Annotated in this window: 13 protein-coding genes and 13 tRNA genes; 7 read left to right on the forward strand and 19 right to left on the reverse strand. The window is 53.8% G+C overall.

The window, feature by feature from the left end; translation table 11 throughout:
- Nucleotides 1–41 precede the first annotated feature (41 nt).
- Complete coding sequence (locus FYZ48_RS00580) at nt 42–938, forward strand: LysR family transcriptional regulator (RefSeq protein ID WP_149336473.1); 897 nt, start codon at nt 42–44, stop codon at nt 936–938.
- A 183-nt stretch (nt 939–1,121) separates the two neighbouring features.
- A complete protein-coding gene (locus tag FYZ48_RS00585; protein ID WP_149336475.1) occupies nt 1,122–2,561 on the forward strand; it encodes a catalase in 1,440 nt (479 codons plus the stop codon).
- A gap of 82 nt (nt 2,562–2,643) precedes the next feature.
- On the opposite strand, the gene FYZ48_RS00590 is transcribed toward FYZ48_RS00585, so the two are convergent.
- The 6 genes from FYZ48_RS00590 to FYZ48_RS00615 form a co-directional block, all read right to left on the reverse strand.
- Nucleotides 2,644–4,971, reverse strand: a complete 2,328-nt coding sequence (locus FYZ48_RS00590; protein ID WP_149336477.1) for a hypothetical protein — start codon at nt 4,969–4,971, stop codon at nt 2,644–2,646.
- Between the two features lie 24 nt (nt 4,972–4,995).
- Nucleotides 4,996–5,067 (reverse strand) — tRNA-Ile (locus FYZ48_RS00595).
- 126 nt (nt 5,068–5,193) lie between these two features.
- Nucleotides 5,194–5,970: an RNA ligase family protein gene (locus FYZ48_RS00600; protein WP_149336479.1), complete on the reverse strand. Its 777-nt coding sequence runs from the start codon at nt 5,968–5,970 to the stop codon at nt 5,194–5,196.
- 28 nt (nt 5,971–5,998) lie between these two features.
- Complete coding sequence (locus tag FYZ48_RS00605; RefSeq protein ID WP_149336481.1) at nt 5,999–6,781, reverse strand: hypothetical protein; 783 nt, start codon at nt 6,779–6,781, stop codon at nt 5,999–6,001.
- Between the two features lie 28 nt (nt 6,782–6,809).
- On the reverse strand, nt 6,810–7,376 hold the full coding sequence (locus FYZ48_RS00610) for a 2OG-Fe(II) oxygenase (RefSeq protein ID WP_149336483.1): 567 nt from the start codon (nt 7,374–7,376) through the stop codon (nt 6,810–6,812).
- A gap of 423 nt (nt 7,377–7,799) precedes the next feature.
- Nucleotides 7,800–8,963 (reverse strand): AraC family transcriptional regulator, encoded by a 1,164-nt coding sequence (locus FYZ48_RS00615; protein WP_149336485.1) that lies wholly within the window; start codon nt 8,961–8,963, stop codon nt 7,800–7,802.
- 192 nt (nt 8,964–9,155) lie between these two features.
- Here FYZ48_RS00615 and FYZ48_RS00620 point away from each other — a divergent pair, with 192 nt between their 5' ends.
- Nucleotides 9,156–10,244 (forward strand): peptidyl-alpha-hydroxyglycine alpha-amidating lyase family protein, encoded by a 1,089-nt coding sequence (locus FYZ48_RS00620; protein ID WP_187781807.1) that lies wholly within the window; start codon nt 9,156–9,158, stop codon nt 10,242–10,244.
- Between the two features lie 21 nt (nt 10,245–10,265).
- Entirely contained in the window at nt 10,266–12,779 is a 2,514-nt protein-coding gene (locus tag FYZ48_RS00625) for a hypothetical protein (protein WP_149336489.1), read from the forward strand.
- A gap of 3 nt (nt 12,780–12,782) precedes the next feature.
- On the opposite strand, the gene FYZ48_RS00630 is transcribed toward FYZ48_RS00625, so the two are convergent.
- The 13 genes from FYZ48_RS00630 to FYZ48_RS00690 form a co-directional block, all read right to left on the reverse strand.
- Nucleotides 12,783–12,865, reverse strand: a tRNA-Leu gene (locus FYZ48_RS00630).
- Nucleotides 12,866–12,881: 16 nt separating this feature from the next.
- Nucleotides 12,882–12,962 (reverse strand) — tRNA-Tyr (locus FYZ48_RS00635).
- A gap of 17 nt (nt 12,963–12,979) precedes the next feature.
- Nucleotides 12,980–13,057: transfer RNA gene (locus tag FYZ48_RS00640), tRNA-Leu, on the reverse strand.
- 9 nt (nt 13,058–13,066) lie between these two features.
- Nucleotides 13,067–13,141 (reverse strand) — tRNA-Asp (locus FYZ48_RS00645).
- Nucleotides 13,142–13,155: 14 nt separating this feature from the next.
- A tRNA-Leu gene (locus tag FYZ48_RS00650) sits at nt 13,156–13,229 on the reverse strand.
- A 13-nt stretch (nt 13,230–13,242) separates the two neighbouring features.
- Nucleotides 13,243–13,314: transfer RNA gene (locus tag FYZ48_RS00655), tRNA-Trp, on the reverse strand.
- Between the two features lie 19 nt (nt 13,315–13,333).
- A tRNA-Asn gene (locus FYZ48_RS00660) sits at nt 13,334–13,408 on the reverse strand.
- Between the two features lie 39 nt (nt 13,409–13,447).
- Nucleotides 13,448–13,522: transfer RNA gene (locus FYZ48_RS00665), tRNA-Pro, on the reverse strand.
- A 14-nt stretch (nt 13,523–13,536) separates the two neighbouring features.
- Nucleotides 13,537–13,607 (reverse strand) — tRNA-Gly (locus FYZ48_RS00670).
- A gap of 41 nt (nt 13,608–13,648) precedes the next feature.
- A tRNA-Thr gene (locus tag FYZ48_RS00675) sits at nt 13,649–13,721 on the reverse strand.
- Between the two features lie 20 nt (nt 13,722–13,741).
- Nucleotides 13,742–13,813 (reverse strand) — tRNA-Lys (locus tag FYZ48_RS00680).
- Between the two features lie 74 nt (nt 13,814–13,887).
- Nucleotides 13,888–13,960, reverse strand: a tRNA-Glu gene (locus FYZ48_RS00685).
- A 477-nt stretch (nt 13,961–14,437) separates the two neighbouring features.
- Nucleotides 14,438–15,184: a creatininase family protein gene (locus FYZ48_RS00690; RefSeq protein WP_187781808.1), complete on the reverse strand. Its 747-nt coding sequence runs from the start codon at nt 15,182–15,184 to the stop codon at nt 14,438–14,440.
- A gap of 203 nt (nt 15,185–15,387) precedes the next feature.
- Between FYZ48_RS00690 and FYZ48_RS00695 the strand changes: the two genes are divergently transcribed.
- The 3 genes from FYZ48_RS00695 to FYZ48_RS00705 all read left to right on the forward strand — a co-directional run bounded on the left by FYZ48_RS00695 (nt 15,388) and on the right by FYZ48_RS00705 (nt 17,926).
- Entirely contained in the window at nt 15,388–16,740 is a 1,353-nt protein-coding gene (locus FYZ48_RS00695; RefSeq protein ID WP_149336493.1) for a NosD domain-containing protein, read from the forward strand.
- 78 nt (nt 16,741–16,818) lie between these two features.
- Nucleotides 16,819–17,406, forward strand: a complete 588-nt coding sequence (locus FYZ48_RS00700) for a hypothetical protein (RefSeq protein ID WP_149336495.1) — start codon at nt 16,819–16,821, stop codon at nt 17,404–17,406.
- A gap of 22 nt (nt 17,407–17,428) precedes the next feature.
- Nucleotides 17,429–17,926: a hypothetical protein gene (locus tag FYZ48_RS00705; protein WP_187781809.1), complete on the forward strand. Its 498-nt coding sequence runs from the start codon at nt 17,429–17,431 to the stop codon at nt 17,924–17,926.
- Nucleotides 17,927–17,928: the final 2 nt, after the last annotated feature.

The following is a 17,928-nucleotide window of genomic DNA, read 5'->3' on the forward strand; positions in this document are numbered from 1 at the left end:
TACAATGCGAATATCACATTAACGTGCGGAGACATGCATCAATGGAAGTCGATCAGTTACGCTATTTTCTGAGGGTCGCAGAGCGGGGAAATTTTACCCGGGCGGCGGAAGAACTGAATATTTCTCAGCCGGCCCTGAGCCGCTCGATCCAGAAACTGGAAGAAGAACTGGGCCAGCCGGTCTTCGAACGCAAGACCCGCTCGGTCGCCCTCACCGACGCCGGCACCCTGCTCCAGTCACGAGCACAGCAGATTCTGGCTTTGATTGAAGATACCAAAGCCGAGATCTCGGATGATGGCCGCAGTGGCCAGATTCGCATCGGGGCAATCCCGACTATCGCCCCGTTCTTTTTACCGGACCTGCTGCGACAGTTTTCCACGGAATTCCCGGCGGCCTCGATTATCGTGCAGGAGGACACCACAGACCATTTACTGAAGCGGTGTACCCAGGGAGAAATCGACCTGGCCATTCTGGCGTTACCGGTCCCGGCGAAATATCTGGAGGTCGAAGAGCTGTTTCAGGAAGAACTGCTGCTGGTTCTGCCCCCCGATCATCCACTGGTCAACAAACCACAGATTCGGTTGAACGATATAAAAGCGCTCCCATTCGTGTTGCTCGATGAAGCGCACTGCCTGTCTGATAATATTGTCTCGTTCTGCCGTCAGCGTTCGTTTCATCCGGTGGCCGTCGAACAGACGAGCCAGCTGGCGATGGTGCAGGAACTGGTCTCGCTTTCGCATGGCATTTCGATGGTCCCGCAGATGGCACGCAAACTGGATCAGAGTGATCGCCGTGTCTATCGTTCGATGAGCGGTATCAAACCGGTGCGTAAAATCGCGATGGTCTGGAACCCGTATCGCTTTCAGAGTCGCCTGCTGCAAGCATTCCAGGAACGTCTCAGAACATACGCCAGACAACAGGATGCCTGTCCCAGTTAGTAACACTAAGGGCATTCACCTCAGACAACAGATCATGCACGCCGGTTATCGCAACTATACGCAGATAGTATTAGACACGCTGATCACAGCCCAATATAGTTCAGTAATGAGAGTTCTGCCAAAGCATGTAGAGCCTCGTCTCATAGAAGAATTGCTAATAAAATCCTTTCAAGGAGTGACACGATGAATCAGAAGCCGACGCTGACTACCACCGGCGGTGCCCCTGTTCCCGATAATCAGAATTCCCTCACCGCAGGCCCGCGCGGACCAGTGCTGCTGCAGGACTACCAGCTGCTCGAAAAGCTCGCGCACCAGAACCGGGAGCGGATCGCCGAACGCGTTGTGCATGCGAAAGGCTGGGGCGCGTATGGCACACTGACCATCGAAGGCGACATCAGCAAATACACGAAAGCCAAAGCACTGCAGCCCGGCACCAAAACTGAAATGCTGGCCCGCTTCTCTACCGTAGCCGGCGAAGCGGGTGCCGCTGATGCAGAACGGGACGTCCGCGGCTTTGCCCTCAAGTTCTACACCGAAGAGGGTAACTGGGATATGGTCGGCAATAACACGCCGGTCTTCTTTGTTCGCGATGCCTTTAAATTCCCCGATTTCATCCACACCCAGAAACGGCATCCCAAAACCAACCTGCGGTCTCCCACCGCGATGTGGGACTTCTGGTCTCTCTCACCCGAATCGCTGCACCAGGTGACGATTCTGTTTTCAGATCGGGGTCTGCCCACCGACGTACGGCACATGAACGGTTACGGCAGCCATACCTACAGTTTCATCAACGAGAAAAACGAACGCTTCTGGGTCAAGTTCCACTTCAAAACGCAGCAGGGACACAAGCACTGGACCAACGAGGAAGCGGAAGAGGTGGTTGGCAAAACCCGCGAAAGCACGCAGGAAGATTTATTCTATTCCATCGAACAGGGTGAGTTCCCCAAATGGAATTTCCAGGTACAGATCATGCCCGAGACCGATGCGGATGAAACGCCTTACAACCCGTTTGACCTGACGAAAGTCTGGCCGCACGGCGATTACCCGCTGATCCATGTCGGCACGCTGGAACTGAACCGCAATCCCGAAAACTATTTCGCGGAGATCGAACAGGCGGCGTTCTCTCCGTCGAACGTGGTGCCCGGGATTGGTTACTCGCCCGACAAAATGTTACAGGCCCGCGTCTTCTCCTATGCGGACGCCCACCGGCACCGCCTGGGCACACATTACGAAGCCCTGCCCGTCAACGAGCCACGGTGCCCCGTGCATCACTATCACAAAGACGGTGCAATGCACTTCAAATCGAACGGCTGCCCCGTGGACGCCTATTACGAACCGAACTCCTTCAACGGACCGGTTGAACGTCCCGATGTCGCCGAGCCGCCTCTGCAGATTTCGGGCGATGCAGACCGCTACGATCACCGTGAAGGCAACGACGATTACTCACAACCCCGTGCCTTGTTCAATCTGTTCGACGACGGACAGAAATCGCGGCTGTTCTCCAACATCGCCGCAGCCATGCAGGGCGTGCCCCAGGAAATTATCGACCGCCAGCTCAAACACTTCGAACTGGTCGACCCGGCGTATGCAGAGGGTGTGCGGGCGGCATTGAACGCTTCCTGATAAACGAGCGTCTTAAAAAGACAAAGCCTCATCCGATCCTGTTTCCGGATGAGGCTTTGTCATCTTCAGCACTCATTTTCTTCTACCAGTGCGCGGGTAAGAACCAGTGTCCTGTATTCGACCAACCCAGAAACAGACGTGCCTCCGGATCAGTGTGTAGCGGCTTACCATCCAGAGCCAGTTTCAATCCTGCCATGGCTGGCTGAAATCGCCCCCGAATGGAATCAGGCTGTTGTTTCCACCACGAATCAGCCCAGACACGAAATTCCTGCAATTCCGCTTCCGGGAGAAATGACAGATAGAAAATCATCTGTCTCCAAGCATAAGCGGAATTTTTGCAGACGATCAGTGCCGCGTGACGAGAAGGAGAGTTCACATGTAACTGCGAACCAATCCACTGCAGGCAGCATCGAGCCATCTCAGACAGGTGCGGTTTCAGAGTGTCAACCAGATTCAGTGATTGAAACAGGACTGCCAGATTTTGTGTCGTGATAATCTGTTGCTGTTCAATGAGCATCCCATTCAGGGCGACGCTCCACGAGCCGGATTGAACCCCCGAGCGCGATTCACAGAGCTGAATCAATATCTGGTCTCTCTGCCGAGATAAACTTGTCGACGGCAAATCCAATAGCATCTGATAATCCAGATCATAATATCTCTGATACAAAGTGCCCATCAGCAACTCAGCTGAAACTCTCGCTGCCTCCAGGTACTTGGAAGTAAAAACTCCCATAAATATATCAGCCGCAATTTCGTCAACCAGCTTCAGATCCACTTTAGCTGCTCGCGCAAGAGATCGTATTTCCTGTAACAGCTTGTTGGGTATGATTGTCTGCGGAAAAGACAGTAATGTCAGCGTACAAACTTCCTGCAGGGTTTCCCGGGCGATTTCCTGATCTGAAAGATTCTCATCCCGGAACTGATTCATCGCGGTTACCCAGGGAAGCTCTTCCAGACGTACCTGATGCTCCAGGTTCAACAGCAGTAAAGACCGACGACGACTGAATGACTGATAAACCGCAGAATATAATTGCTTTAAACTCGGATCGCGGATTCCCATGGCGCGCAATTGTGCTGTTATCTGAGGAAGAACTTTCGCCAGAGTCTCTCCAGATGTGATCACCCCACTTCGAACCAGTACTTCAATCGTATCGATCCGACAACGTTCCAGCTTTCTTAGTAAGCAGTCCGGCACTTTCGTTTCTGCTGGAATACCATACTCTTGTGACTCCTCTGCTGAGGCTTGCTGCACGACTTCGATCAGATCTTCCAGACCGTTTTCCTGCGGATACTGCTTGAGCCGCTCCTGCAGCAGACGGGCCAGATCATAGTAATGCACTGTCTGCGCCTGGTGTTCCTGTCGGTCGCGGATTTCGCGACAGCGGGTAGATTCGGGTGTACCACGGCGGTTGACATAACGTGCCAGCAGACTTCGTATCCGTACACGGTCCCGTTCCGACAGGGTACCAGCGTCTGCCAGAAACTTTTCCAGAAAGCCGCGCAGCTGCGGAAAGTTTTCTTTCTTCCGGTCAGGCTTGCCGCACAAGCGATGGACCTTGCGCAGGGCTGCATACTCGTCAAGTAAATGATGTGCCCGCACGGTCCACCCTTCAGGGAGAATCTCGAACGGGTAGCCGCCAGCCGCTTTGCCTTTCTGGTTCAGGAAAGGAGCTTCTCCGTCGACTGTTTCAAGGAACAGAGATACCGTTCGGTCATAGAGCGGCGTCCAGACCGTCAGCGCTTCGCGTTGTGCCAGGATGCGTTCGTTGGGTCGCACCTGCTGCAGGTTCCGTCGTGTCTCCTGCACGGTTTGCAGACTGACTCGAGAACTGGAACTCAGCGGCTGAGCAGCGGGAATGGGAAAGAAACGCAGTTTTCCAAAAAAAGGAGTGATCACGTCCAGCAGTTCACGTGCCTGCACCGCCTTCCCCTGATCCAGCAGCCAGGCAACCACCAGTAATGCCCCCTCTTCAGGAACTTCAACCCGATAACAGCCTGAGGATAACAGGCCCGACAGCCAGGCGAGACCTTCCTCGGTCAAGAAAAACAGATTCAGGGCCTGTCGTAAGTCGTCTCCCTGCGGCAGTGAAAATTTTTGCTGCAGTTGCCGTTCGTGATCGCGAATCGCCCCGCCTGCGGAATAATTTCCTGTGGCAAATCCACCCGTAACGACTTCGAGCGTCACCCAGGCAGGAGTATTTGCCAGGGGTGTGCGTGAACCGACTTCAATCTCACCAGATACGAGTCCCTGATAAGCCTGGACCCATTTCGCAACCTTCTCTCTGGCCCGCCGGGAGATGTCCGGGTTGGGATGCTCTTCCCAAGTGGTTAACGCTTTGGCGATCTGTCCCAGGGCATAACCGGGGTTGATCTCCAGTGCAGGCATTTCATCCAGGTTTTCGTCTTGCATGATCGTGACATCGCTTTAGAAAAGGTCCGGGGGCTGGACTTGAACCAGCACCCTCTCGGATATCAGCCGAGTGTTCTATCCTTAAACTACCCCGGAATAAAATTCTGTCTGAGTGGCTTTCTGAATAGTCAAACCACACATCTCAATAGTGTACATAAACTAGATTACGTTCGAAACTTCCCTCCCGATGGTTTCCCGTCGGGAGGGAGTTTTCTTTACAAACTACTTTTTACCAGCTGCCCGTTTCTGATGCCGCTGGTAATCTTCGTAACGGATTTTGGCAATCCGACTACGGTCTGCAGTACGCACCACCAGGCCTTCCGGTCTGCCGCCGGCTTCTGTGTCCAGAGCGACCAGCGTCGCAGGCAGGATTGACTCCAGCCACGCATGCGTATCCGAAATGGATGTCGGCAGTGGTTCCCGCAGTTCGATTCGCGGCGTCAGCTGCAGTTCCAGTGACGCAGCCAGATCGTCCAGTTCCGGTTCCGCTAGAAACGGCTGGCCGCCGTTCTCGCGCCAGGCAGCAATCGCTTCACGGCTGGTATCCAGGTGCGCCATCGCGATCCGGCTCACATCGAACACACGATAACCATACTCGCGCTGACTCGTGTACTGTTTCGCAGCTGCGGTCGTTTTACCGCCGTACGTTTCCAGATAGACGACGGTGATGACATCCGCGGGCGTGGAAACCGTCTCCACGATCCGGTCCGCGGTCGGCTTGAGTGTTTCCACAATCCCCAGGGCGGGGTTGTGAATCAGATCGCCCCGCGCATGCAACAGCTCTTCGCGACTGCCAATCAGGTAGCATCCATCGGGCATCAGAATGATCCGGCTGTTGGTACCGTCCACCTTTTCCGTTGCGATCAGCGGCTCTCCGTTGAAGTCGACAGTCTCTGCCAACAGAGCGCCCCGTTCTCCGAGCGCATGATACGTGGGGATCGAAGGGTACTTCGTCGCACTGTTCAGTTTCGTCAGATCCAGTTCGCGTGTTGATCGCATGTTACTTCCTGTTTGGTTTTTGCTTATTTCATGTCTGACACCAGTCAGTGACCAGTGCCGCATACCGTTCCCAGATGAGCGGGAAGCGGGTGACATTCGGAATGTGATTCACTTCCAACAGATACTTCTGTCCGTCATCGCCAACGATATAATCATTGGCAATCACGGGTAGATCGAAATACCGGGCCAGTGCCCGGGTGTCGTCCGCGAGTTCCACGTCGACTTCCATGAAGTCGGCCGTTGGATCATGGATCGATTTCAACCAGTCGTCTCCAGCCAGTCGAATCTGTAACACTTCTTCGCCCAGCAGGACCACGCGCACCGCGTCCCCCGGATAAAAGGGTTCCAGCGTACTGCTGAATTCGGCCCGCCACTCTCCCTGGATTCGCGCCTTATTCTCACCGCAATGCCAGTTGCCCCACTTGGCCACCTGCTCTGTCTGTAGATTCACCACGCTTCCCGCGGGGACGTAACCGCGCCCCCTGCCGGGATAGCGTGTCTGTGACAGCGCACGCACCAGACAGGCCTGTTTATCTCGGCAGGCGAGCATTCCCAGTGGATTAGGAAAACAGGGGCCGCCCCACAGAGCGAGCGCCACAAACAGTTCCTGATCCTCTTCGAAGATCCCGTGAAAAATCACACGATCTACGCGGGACTGCCAGCCCCCCTGTTCGTTATCGACGTACAGTTGCCCGTCCTCAACCCGGTGACCGGGTAGAGAGGGATGCGCCGTGACGCGACCTGAAATCCGCTGTTTTAAAACGGTAATTTCGGGTTCGTCGAATCCAATCAGACAGACGTGTTCCTGCATCGTAATGTCCCTGAGAATAGCAGTGGAATTAACAGACTTCAGGCACAGCAAAGATGACATCTGAACGCAGCGCGTACTTGATGCCCGTCTGCACCGTGTTACCTGAATGATAAAGTTCGTGCGGAAAGATCACGGCCAGTCCGGTTTCCGGTACGACCTGATTGTGATCAAACGTGGTTTCCCCACCCGTATACTCGTTGTTGAGATAAAACAGCACCGTGTAAAATGTCCGGCGGGTTTCGCTCCATTCGTAGGCAAAGTCTTCATGCCGACGGAACTGTTCGCCCGGCAGATATTTGTAACAGCGCAGCACTTCATTCAGTCCGCACGGCTGAAACTCAGCCAGGGGTGAACTCAGATGCGGATACGGGGTGAATTCATCCGTATAAACGTCTGTCAAAGCGGGAACATGCTGCTGCAGACGCTGCCAGTAAGTGTCTGCCAGTTCCTGATCCGTGAAGACGCAACGGGCGCGGACCACGCGGTCTCGATCGCCGGAGAGCTGTTCTTTAAAGCCCTGCTGTTCCAGACGTTCGATGAGCGCAGCACATTCTGTCGCGCTGAGGAAGTTTCTTACCTGGATAATGCGTCTCATCGGTCTCTCTCATTTTGCTTTCTCGATCGGTGAATGGGCTCTGATTATTTTATAAAGAATGGACCGGAGGGGAATCGAACCCATCACATAGACTTTGCAAAAGTCCATCGCCGCCCTTGGTACATGCCAGCCCTGGAAATAGAAATAGCAGAGCCCGGAATCGAACCGGGTATTCCAACCTTATGAGAGTCGGCCGGGCACCTGCCCCTCTGCGTCAATGTGCGTGATCATGATGAATCAGTGTCGATGAAGATCGCAACTCGCCAGAAGAGGACAGGAATTCGGAAGCGTGTGGCTCTCAGACGCCACAACGAACAACAGGCTGAAAATCAAAACAACCCGCAGGTTGTTCAGAATCCAGCAGAAAGACGCAGGGACCCCTTTTCAGGTTCGCAGACAGCGGCCGATTTTCAGAATTAAATTTCAATCAGCGTGGGAACGTGACTGCCGCCGGTACTGTGTAGGAGTCTGATCCCGTTCGCGACGGAAGACCTGATTCATGACTTCGGTACTGGAGAATCCAGCAGCCCGTGCGATACGAGGCATGGGCCAGTCGGTATCACGCAACAGTTCCTGCACGCGGACCAGCCGAATACGCCGGATCTCAGCGGCAGGCGTACGCCCCAGATGACGTTGAAAACGCTGCTCCAGTGCACGTCGTGAGACAGGCACTTTTTTGAGTACGTCGGACACATCGATGGGAGTCGTCGCGGCTTCCCGGATATAACGGACCGCTTCGGCCAGCAGTGGATCATCGAAGGCCACCGTATCCGTCGACCTGCGTTCAACCACACCCAGTGCTGGAACCAGCCGGACCGAACGAGAGACGTTTTTTCCACTCAATAGCAGATCAAGCTGCTCCGCGGCTTCATACCCCACCCGTCGAGGATCGGCATCGATACAGGAAAGTGGCGGATTCGAAATCTCAGCCAGCAGCGGATCATCTTCGCCACAAAGAACGGCTACTGACTCGGGCACATTCAAACCACACGACCAGCAGGCATCGGTCACTGCGTAGGCACTCTCGATATCAGCGGCAAAGATGCCCACCGGTAGCGACAGCGAAGTGAGCCAGCGTTTCATTTCAGTAAACGTCGGCTGTTTGCGCGCCCGTCCGCCTGCACTGAGTGTGTGCAACATGGCACAGGTGTGTCCCTGTGATTTCAAGCGTTCCGTGAATCCCAGACCACAGGTATCGGTGTAATGCGGTTGTGTCACCAGCCCCAGGTAGGCGAAATGATTAAAGCCACGTTCCAGCAGATAATCTGCGGCCCAGCCTCCGACCAGACGCTCATCCGCAACGACCTGAGAAAAATGAAAACCGGATACCACACTCCGCGAGACGTTAATCACCGGCACACCCAGTTTTTGCAATTCACGGGCCTGGGAACGCTGGGTCACCCGAGCAATCACGCCATCCGGCTTCCAGTGCCGTGGAATCCGCCAGCGTTCCCGCACGCCGCGTGGCTGGACGAGCAGACTCCAGCGTTGATGCTCCTGCGCGTATTGCACCACGCCTCGAATCAACTGAGAGCTGAAACCGGTCGACGTATTAATCTGCAATGCCACGCGGGGAGCCGCACTCATGTCGTCACCTGTTGCTGACTGCGCATATCCTAAAGACTTTTGCGCATTTTATCATAGAGATCAAATAGTGCCATAGGCTAGTGTGAATTAACCGGAGTGCGGGACTTTTTGATGTCTGTTCCTCGCTCCAGCAGTTTCAGAACCACTGAGTCTGCATTGCTTCTAACTGATGAGAAAGGACCTTCATTCGCCATGTTCCAGCTTCGTCCTCGAACCGGTTTGCACTTCTTTTTTCTGAGTACGTTCATCCTCTGCCTCGCTATTGTCAGTCAGTCTGAACTGTTCGCTCAGAATCCCGGCTTTGCCAAAGAGCCGGTAATTGTCGAATACGATGTCGATCCCGCCTGGCCGCATTACCCCGAGCACGTCAGCAAAAAAGGCTGGGTGTCGGGGCTGGCTGTCGATGATCAGGATCAGGTCTGGTTCTTCAAGAAAGGTCCGGATCCGGTGCAGGTCTATACCGCCGACGGCAAGTTTGTACGAACCTGGGGGAAAGACAATTTCGTTAACCCGCATCAGTTGCGCATTGATCATGCAGGAAATATCTGGGTCACCGACTTCGGCCTGCATATCGTGCAGAAATATACTCCGGAAGGCAAACTGCTGATGACGCTGGGAGTGCGGGGTGAGAAGGGACAGGATGAAACGCACTTCAACATGCCGACCGACATGGCGATCACCAGATCAGGTGACATTTTCGTAACGGACGGCTATGGTAACCGGCGGATCGTGCATCTGGACAAAAACGGGAAGTTCATCAAAGCCTGGGGAGAGTATGGATCCCAACCGGGGCAATTCATTCTGCCTCATGCGATCGTCGTTGACTCCCAGGGAAAACTGTATGTCGCTGACCGTAACAGCGGCCGTATCCAGATTTTCAATCAAGAGGGGAAATTCCTCGACCAGTGGAGTGGCTTGTTGATGCCCTGGGGACTTTCGGTGACTGCGGATGACCATCTCTGGATCTGTGGTTCATCACCCCACTGGTGGAAACGACATGGCAAATATCCGGAGTACAAGGACCAGCTCTTCCTGAAACTCGCGAACGACGGACACGTGAAAAGCCTGTGGACAATTCCGCTGGGCGATATCGGCGAAGACAAAAATAATCCCAAAGTCTCACAACTCAAGCCCGGCGAAGCAGTGGGGGTGCACTGCATCGCTCAGGATTCGAAAGGCAACGTCTACGTCGGAGACATCTATGGCGAGCGGGCACAGAAATTCATTCCGATTACCAAGCGTTCTGAAGAAGCAGACGGTACCGATCCTGGACCACAGTAACGAGAGATGGAGAATCAGAGAATGCGTATCGCTACTGAATTAGTCCTGAAACTGATCTGCCTGCTTCTACTGATTGCCTCCGCCACAAACGCAGAAGCGGGAAAACCGGCGGTATGGCTCTCCGAGCGAAACACTGAAGCACCTTTCTGCTACCGGGCCGGCGGCCAGCGCACATGGCCGCTGATCTCAGGTAAGTTGACCACGGACGATCAGATCCTGCTCAAGGCGGAACAGGAAGGCAAACTTCTGGCGGAAGGGCCCCAACTGGACTTCGAGGGTTATGCGATCTCAGTCTCCATGGATGGCAGACTCCATATTACATCTGCAAACAAAACAGACAGCGACTCATTTCAGCTCTCCATCATACTCCTGCATCAAGAGAAGATCCTGCAGACACAGGTACTTCAAGTCTACCCTGCTCCGCCCGACCGCCCCATCAGTTACCTGTCCGACCAGTTGGATGATCTCATTCGCATCTTCTGGGACAATGAGACGAGCCAGTGGAAACCTGTGGATAAAAGTGCCTTCGATCAATACTTCCGCCGCCTGCAGGCACACGGAGTCTCCAGGCTGATTGTCTGGCTGGGTGCTTACCCCGTCATTGAAAACCCTGGCAATTATCCGGCCGCCGACTGGGAACTGCATGCGAAACAGGCGCGGGCCATCCTGAACAGTGACGCGTTGAACCGGGTCATGTATGGACGCCGCGGGCATCGGGTGGCGTATCAATGGCACGGTTTCATCATGCAGTTTCGGCTGCATCCCGAGTGGGGAAACTGGTATGCGCAGAGCGCGGCGGATCACGGTATCTCCCTGACCGCCACCTTCAGGCCTTTTGAGCAGGGACTCATGAAATATCTGGTTGTCCCCGCCTTTGATGAACAGGGCGCGTTTCTCTGGAACTTTCTACCCTACGCGACACCGACCGCCAATTTCAGCCCCGAGACAACGGCATTCGCGCATTACCGCAAACTGTTTGAAGCAGCAGGGAAAGCGGACAAAACTGAAGTCGTGAGTCTGACCTTCGAGAGTGTTCCCGAATCGAAGCCGCAGGAATTGACGAAAGACGATTTGAAGATTTTTGCAACTGACGCGCCGCCAATCGCGAACGATTCGTTTGTGCTCGTGCGGAATGCGAAAGGTGAATTCCAATTGCAGACCTACGCCACCATCGCTGAGCGGGTGACAGCGCAACGGCGGGAGCTTGAGGGTTGGACACTAAATGTTTTAAAGGATGGTGAGATTCAGATCAACGGCCTTCAGCGACCGCAGGGCAGCCGTTATCTGGTGATTGAGTCGGGGAGTCCGTTTTCCGGAAAGGTCCAGTTACCGGCAGAGTTACCGATCTCGGCGCATGCGAAAGCAGGCAACCGTGTGGGTCGTTTCAATGCGTACTGGGCACTGGAGGAAACCAGTCCGGAAAACGCGACGACCCGCATTGCCGGTATCACTCCCGCGGGCGGATACCGCACTGACTTCCAGACGATCGAGAACAGCTTTCGCATTGTGGGTAAGGGACCCGCGGTGCGTCCCCTGGGCCAGGATCAAATTGTCATCGATTTTGGACCGGACTGGCTCCCCGAGATTATGGACCTGAACCAGAGTGCGACGCGGACGATGTTCGTCAAGCAGCTGCAGACGATTCTCCAGCAGCCCGCCTTTGACGAAATCATGCTCAATACTCGTTCGCACACGCATCTGGCCGGGACTTCAGGCGATGGTGAGTCTGGCGTGCAGACCACCGGGCACTATCGGCGGAAAGGCAAATCGTTCCGGCGTCTCACGCTCGATCGTGCCTATGCTCCCGTCTCAGCAGCGCAGTTGGATGCTTTGCAACCATTACTTAAATCGGATGATCCAAAACTGGTTGAAAAGATTACCACCTGGCCAGCCAGAGAATGGACAGAGACCTGTCAGAGTCCCGATACGGAATATGCCTGGCGATACGCCCGGAATGTTGCTGTCTCCAAAGGACTGCGTGCCCTGTTGCAGGATCTGGAAAACACGTTTCCGGAAACACGAATCCGTGCCATAATTCCTCCCAGGGCTGCCGTTGAACAGCAGGTAACCGCTGCACTTCCCGGACTGAAACATCCGGAAGAGGGACACTATGACGCGAGCTACTACCGCTACCTGACCAGCGGGCTGAATCAGATCCCTTCCATCACGGAAGGTACTGCGCTGCTCGATTTACACGGTTTGCGCGTAGAGCCGGCTATGCTGGGATTTCGGCTGTTGCCTGACTCGGGGCCTGCGAAGCTGCAACTGGAGACATATCTGGCAGATCAGTCCGACAATCATGGATCGACCTATCGGGGAGCGAAGAGTTTTTTCTACGAGGCACAGGAATCGTTGCGTGCCCGGGATAAAACACAGGCCACACGTCGACGGGAAGAGATCATCGCCGATTTACTCAAGCAGGAATCGATTAAAGAAGTGATTCTCTATGAAGCGGCTGACTGGATCTATTACCTGCCAGCTTATGATCCTCATCGTTACCTGGACTCGGATAAAGTAACGTCAGCAGAAAAGTAAAAGTGGCCAGAGCGAGAGTCGAACTCGCACTCCTTGAAGGAACGACTTTCTGAGAGTCGCGCGTCTACCAGTTCCGCCACCTGGCCGGGTGGTTTAAAAAAGTGCGTTGGGACGGAGTCGAACCGCCACAGCAGGAAGCGGGTGGGTTACAGCCACTTGGGCTCGCCAATGCCCAGCCAACGCATGTGTCTTCTTTCCAGTAGCACGGGCGGGAGTCGAACCCGCAGACAATCACGAAATTTTAAGTTTCGTTGCTTTACCAGTTTGCATACCGTGCCGTTTGTAAGCGTCCCCGATGGGATTTGAACCCATGATCTCCTGGTTGACAACCAGGTGAGCACTCCGGACTGCTCCGCGAGGACATAATGAATTTCAGTAGCTCGGGTGGGATTCGAACCCACAGCATCTCTGGTTCTAAGCCAAAGTGGTCTGCCAGTTGCCTACCGAGCCAGATTGAATAAAGCACGCCCCCCAGGGATTTGAACCCCGATCGACCGGGTTGGAACCGGTCATGCTGCCGTTACACCAGAGGCGTGAATGGTTTAGTTATCAAGCTGCGGTGGCAGGAATCGAACCTGCGTCAAAGCGATTAACAGTCGCCCACCCGTACCAACACGAGTACCACCGCAGTAAATCAGTTTTCTAACACTGTGCCGCTCAAAGCGGAGTCAGGGTGACTGGATTCGAACCAGTGATCTCGTGCTTCCAAGGCACGCGGGTTAACCAGACTTCCCCACACCCTGTTCTGTTTAAAAAGAGCACCCAGCGGGAATCGAACCCGCACTTCCGCCATGGCAAGACAGTAGGCTACCGTTACATCATGGGCGCAAATTGGTTGTTGTTTCAGCTTCTGTGATTTCCGTTCTGAGAGCACCAGGTGGGATTTGAACCCACATCACCGCGATACAAAGGCAGCGTCTTACCAGGTTAGACGACCGGTGCGTTTCATGAATCATTACTAATGGGGCCGGAGGGATTCGAACCCCCACCTGCAAGGTTAAAAGCCAGCAATGCAACCGTTACACCACGACCCCGGAAAGAAACGGGGGCCGTGCGTTTAGAACGTGTTAAACTCACCATGCTAAAAGCTCCTTCAATATTAGATAAATGACCCGTGTGGGATTCGAACCCGACCTACCCGGTTAGAAAGACCGGTAACCTCACCAGAAGTTGAACGGGCCAAAGTAAAGTGCGTACCCTGAGCGCGAGGCCAACAGGGCGGCACCTGACTGCAGTAAATTAATCATTGGATTTGGTGAAGACACAAAAAAACCCGCTGCCTGACGACACCGGGTGATTTCAGAGACCTGAGGATCAACCAGATGTCAACAGCGTAAATTCAGCGCGAGCGTATCTTCAGCCGGGAGGCCGGCTTCGAGATTGCCTGCGGGTTTGCCTTTGAAACTGATTGTCCACAAATAAGAAACCATCGGAGTAATTTTCCGTTATTGAATGTGATTAAAAATATGCCAACGTGTCTGTCAGTCGAACTGACTGTTAACTAAGAGGCGTTTCCCTAAAAACGGTTCGCAGTTTTTTGAGAAATCTCTATATCTTTTCTAATGCGCCAGGAACGAGATTCATTTCTTCTAATTATGAACTTTTTGAAATCATTTTGATTTTTGGAAGAATGTGACAAAGGCGACGATCGATATCAATCAATACTCAGGATACTGCTGCGACAGTTCTAATAATTCCTGGAGATAACGCACAGAGTGCTCAATGACCGCCTGTTTGAAAATCTCCCCCTTAGCTACAGTCGCCTGAGTCGGATGCCCCGTATGTCCTTCTCCGCCGGAAAGCGTTTTCATCGACCACATGTCCTGCAATGGTGCCTTGAAGTGGGGCGTTGGGTTATCCACCCGCTCCGCTTTCACATACTCCGGATTAAGCGCCAACATCAACGACGTTTCCACATCGCCGCAGTGCACTTCAAACCCATGTGCGAACTGATCGTAAATGGCAGCGGGCACCTGTTCCCAGGGATTGAGATAAAACAGGTGGCACTGCTGTTTCTCACAATTCAATTCCCGGATGATGGGTTTGAGAATAAAATTGCCGCCATGCCAGGGGCAGACAATCAACTTCTGAATGCCGACCCGTGTAAGTGAATCCCAGATATCTCGCACAATACTCCGCATGGTCAGCGGGGTAAAACTGATGGTCCCGCGATAGCCGGTATTTTCTTCCGATGAAGAGACAGGCAATGTCGGCAGCAGGAAAACATGCCCGGGCCAGTCGAGCTGTTCCAGGATGGCTGTCGAAAGCTGATCGGCGAGTATCGTATCCGTGGCGAGAGGGAGGTGCCTTGAATGTTGTTCTGTCGCCCCGATGGGAAGAAACGCGATCTCCGGCTGGTATGTTTCCAGTTCAAAAGCGGTGTGCTGATCAGATAATATTTTCATCGAGCGTGTTCTCGTATCAAGGAATGACGTTGCCCCGGTCAAAAGTCTCATAGACACGTTTATCATACAGCATACCAGAACACCCCGGGCGCACAATTCAGGAACAATTGATCGATTATTTGTTTGTATTCCTGACAAAGGGAGACTAATCTGAGAGCAAGACCGTCACCCTCTCTGGCTCCCTTCTCACAACAGGTTCTGCCGTGTATTCATTCGCCCGCTTACCGTCGATTGTGATCCTGCTGTTGATGCTGTCTGCCGGAAAGCTGAGCGCTGCCGAATATTATGTCGCGCCAAATGGCAACGATCAGAACCCCGGCACGCTGAATCAGCCTTTTCGCAGTATCGCCCGCGGTTTGAACTCCACCCGCCAACCGGGGGATTCACTGATTCTCCGCGCAGGCAACTATCCGCAGTCCCGCCCGTTGAATCTGATTTCCTCGGGGACTCAGGGGAACCCGATCACCGTACGTGCGATGCAGGGTGAAACGGCAGTGATTGACGGTCGCGACACTCCCGCTGACTCCAGTCTGATCAATGTCTTAGCGCATCATGTGCGGATTCAGGGACTGACAATCCGGAACGCACAGAAAATCGGTATCTCAATCTGGGGGCCGGGGAGTCGGATTCACCACGTCACGGTCTCGGGCAACCAGATTCAGAACTGTCAAAGCAGTGGGATCTACGCCGGTTATAACCGCCTGGATGATCCCGTTCATGATCTGCTGTTTGAAGACAACACCGTCACCGACTGTGTGCTGTCGAATCAAAGAGAACCGCATCAGCGGTGGAGTTTCGGCGTTGGTGCCGGGCTGTCGAAGAATGTGATGATCAGAAACAACACCGTTTCCCGCTGCTATGGAGAAGGCATCGGGCTTTATCTGTCAGCTAAAGGGATCATTGAAGGGAACACCGTCTCAGACAATTTTTCTGTTAACGTCTATCTGGATAACACGACGCAGACGCTCGTCAGTCGCAACCTGGTCTATTCTACCGGTAAGCGGGAATTCTATCGGTTCAATCAGCCTGCGTCCGGAATTCAGATCGCCAATGAAAATTATGGAGGTTATCAAAATCCCAGTGCTGAGAATATCATCGTCGGCAATATCCTGGTGAATAACTACTATGCCATTTATTCCGGCAACTATCAGCGGGGAGGCGGTCTGAAGCAGACCCTGATTGCCCATAACACGGCCTGCGGTTCGACCGGTCCCCTGCTCCACATTGATGCCGACACGGGACATCGGCAGTCGCGAATCGTCAATAACATTTTTCAGCAGACCGGACGTGCCTCACTGACAGACGTCGCAGGCCCGGTGGACCAGATCGAGTTCGATCACAATCTCTGGTACGGCGGCGTTCCTGAACCAGCGGTCCGGGGAACAGGGGACATTCGCGCGAACCCGCAGTTCAAGAATGCAGGCCGATTACAAACACAGGACTATGATCTGCATCCGCTCTCTCCCGCAAAAAATACTGGCATCAGACTGAATGAGTTATCCTCGTTTTATCCGGACCGGTCTTCCTCTTCGCCGGTGAATCTGGGCGCCCGCTAAATGTGGGCGGGAACCTTCTGGCTCCATTCACTGTCCTGAAATAAAAATCTACTTACCGCTCTCTTAAAAAAGCCAAGCATGAATTCGTACCACTCGATGACACCGAATGAACTGAACGCGATCGTTTCCCGACTGGCCGAGCATCTGCTCACGCAGGGAATCGATGATCGGTTTCGCGAACTGGCCCGCGAGGAGTCACAACAAGTCTCTGTCGCTCAACTGGATCAGCTCAGAAAAATGTTTCATGATCCGCCGCCACAGTCTGATGCCTACGACCTGCAGCAGCATGGCCTGGGTGGCTGGTTAAGTGCCTGTCAGTTCGCGATTTTTGAATTGATCTATAACCTGGGTGCAGACGCCCTTCCCTTCATTAGAGAAATCGCCTGGGGCGAATATGACTGGACGCAGGGGAACGCGATCGAACTCCTGCTCCGCTTTGCCGCTGAAGGCATCCGGACCGAAGAGATCCTCGCAGAAATCAAAACCAACTTCCCTCAAATCCGCTTCGAAGCACAACTGTATTGCATGCAGCCCCTGCTGCCGGAACTGGAACAGAATGCACAGCTCAGGGCCATATTTGATGAATTGAGGAATGAGATCGCAGAGTTCCAGGAAGCGTATGCGGAACTCACGGAGGAAGCGGAAGACGGCGATTCTCTCAATTGACTTTTTCCCAGCCTGACTGACCATGATCATCATCCAACACATCACGACTCTCTGGACGAAGAAATCGCGAGGAATGCCTGCTGCGGAGAAACGGAACGCCGTCCCGCACAGGCTGCTCTTACCTGAGGCACCTCGCCCCCTGCCCCCGGTATTCGTGCATGAAGTCAGCGCTCTGGAAGGAAATGATTTTCAATTGAAACAGACGACGCTTTTACCCGCCTCAGAGGAACAATACTGGTCATTCCAGTTTCAACAGCAGGGAGACCAACTGGAAGTGGCATTTACATACAGCAGCACCGAGCACGGTGCACCAGACCGGGGCTCCTGCACCCGCCCGCTGTTCAGTCTGAAGCTGAACCAGACCGGAACCTTCTCAATCAACGGCCGATTTTCTTCATATCAGGGCCCGTATTACCAATCGCATACTGTCAATCTAGGCTTCGTCGATCGCTTTCACGACAATCTGTTTCTAACCCAGACTCCGGATCACAGCATCGACCTGCGCGCTCATCTGTTTTAAAG

It is taken from the genome of Gimesia chilikensis (assembly GCF_008329715.1).
Classification (GTDB): domain Bacteria; phylum Planctomycetota; class Planctomycetia; order Planctomycetales; family Planctomycetaceae; genus Gimesia; species Gimesia chilikensis.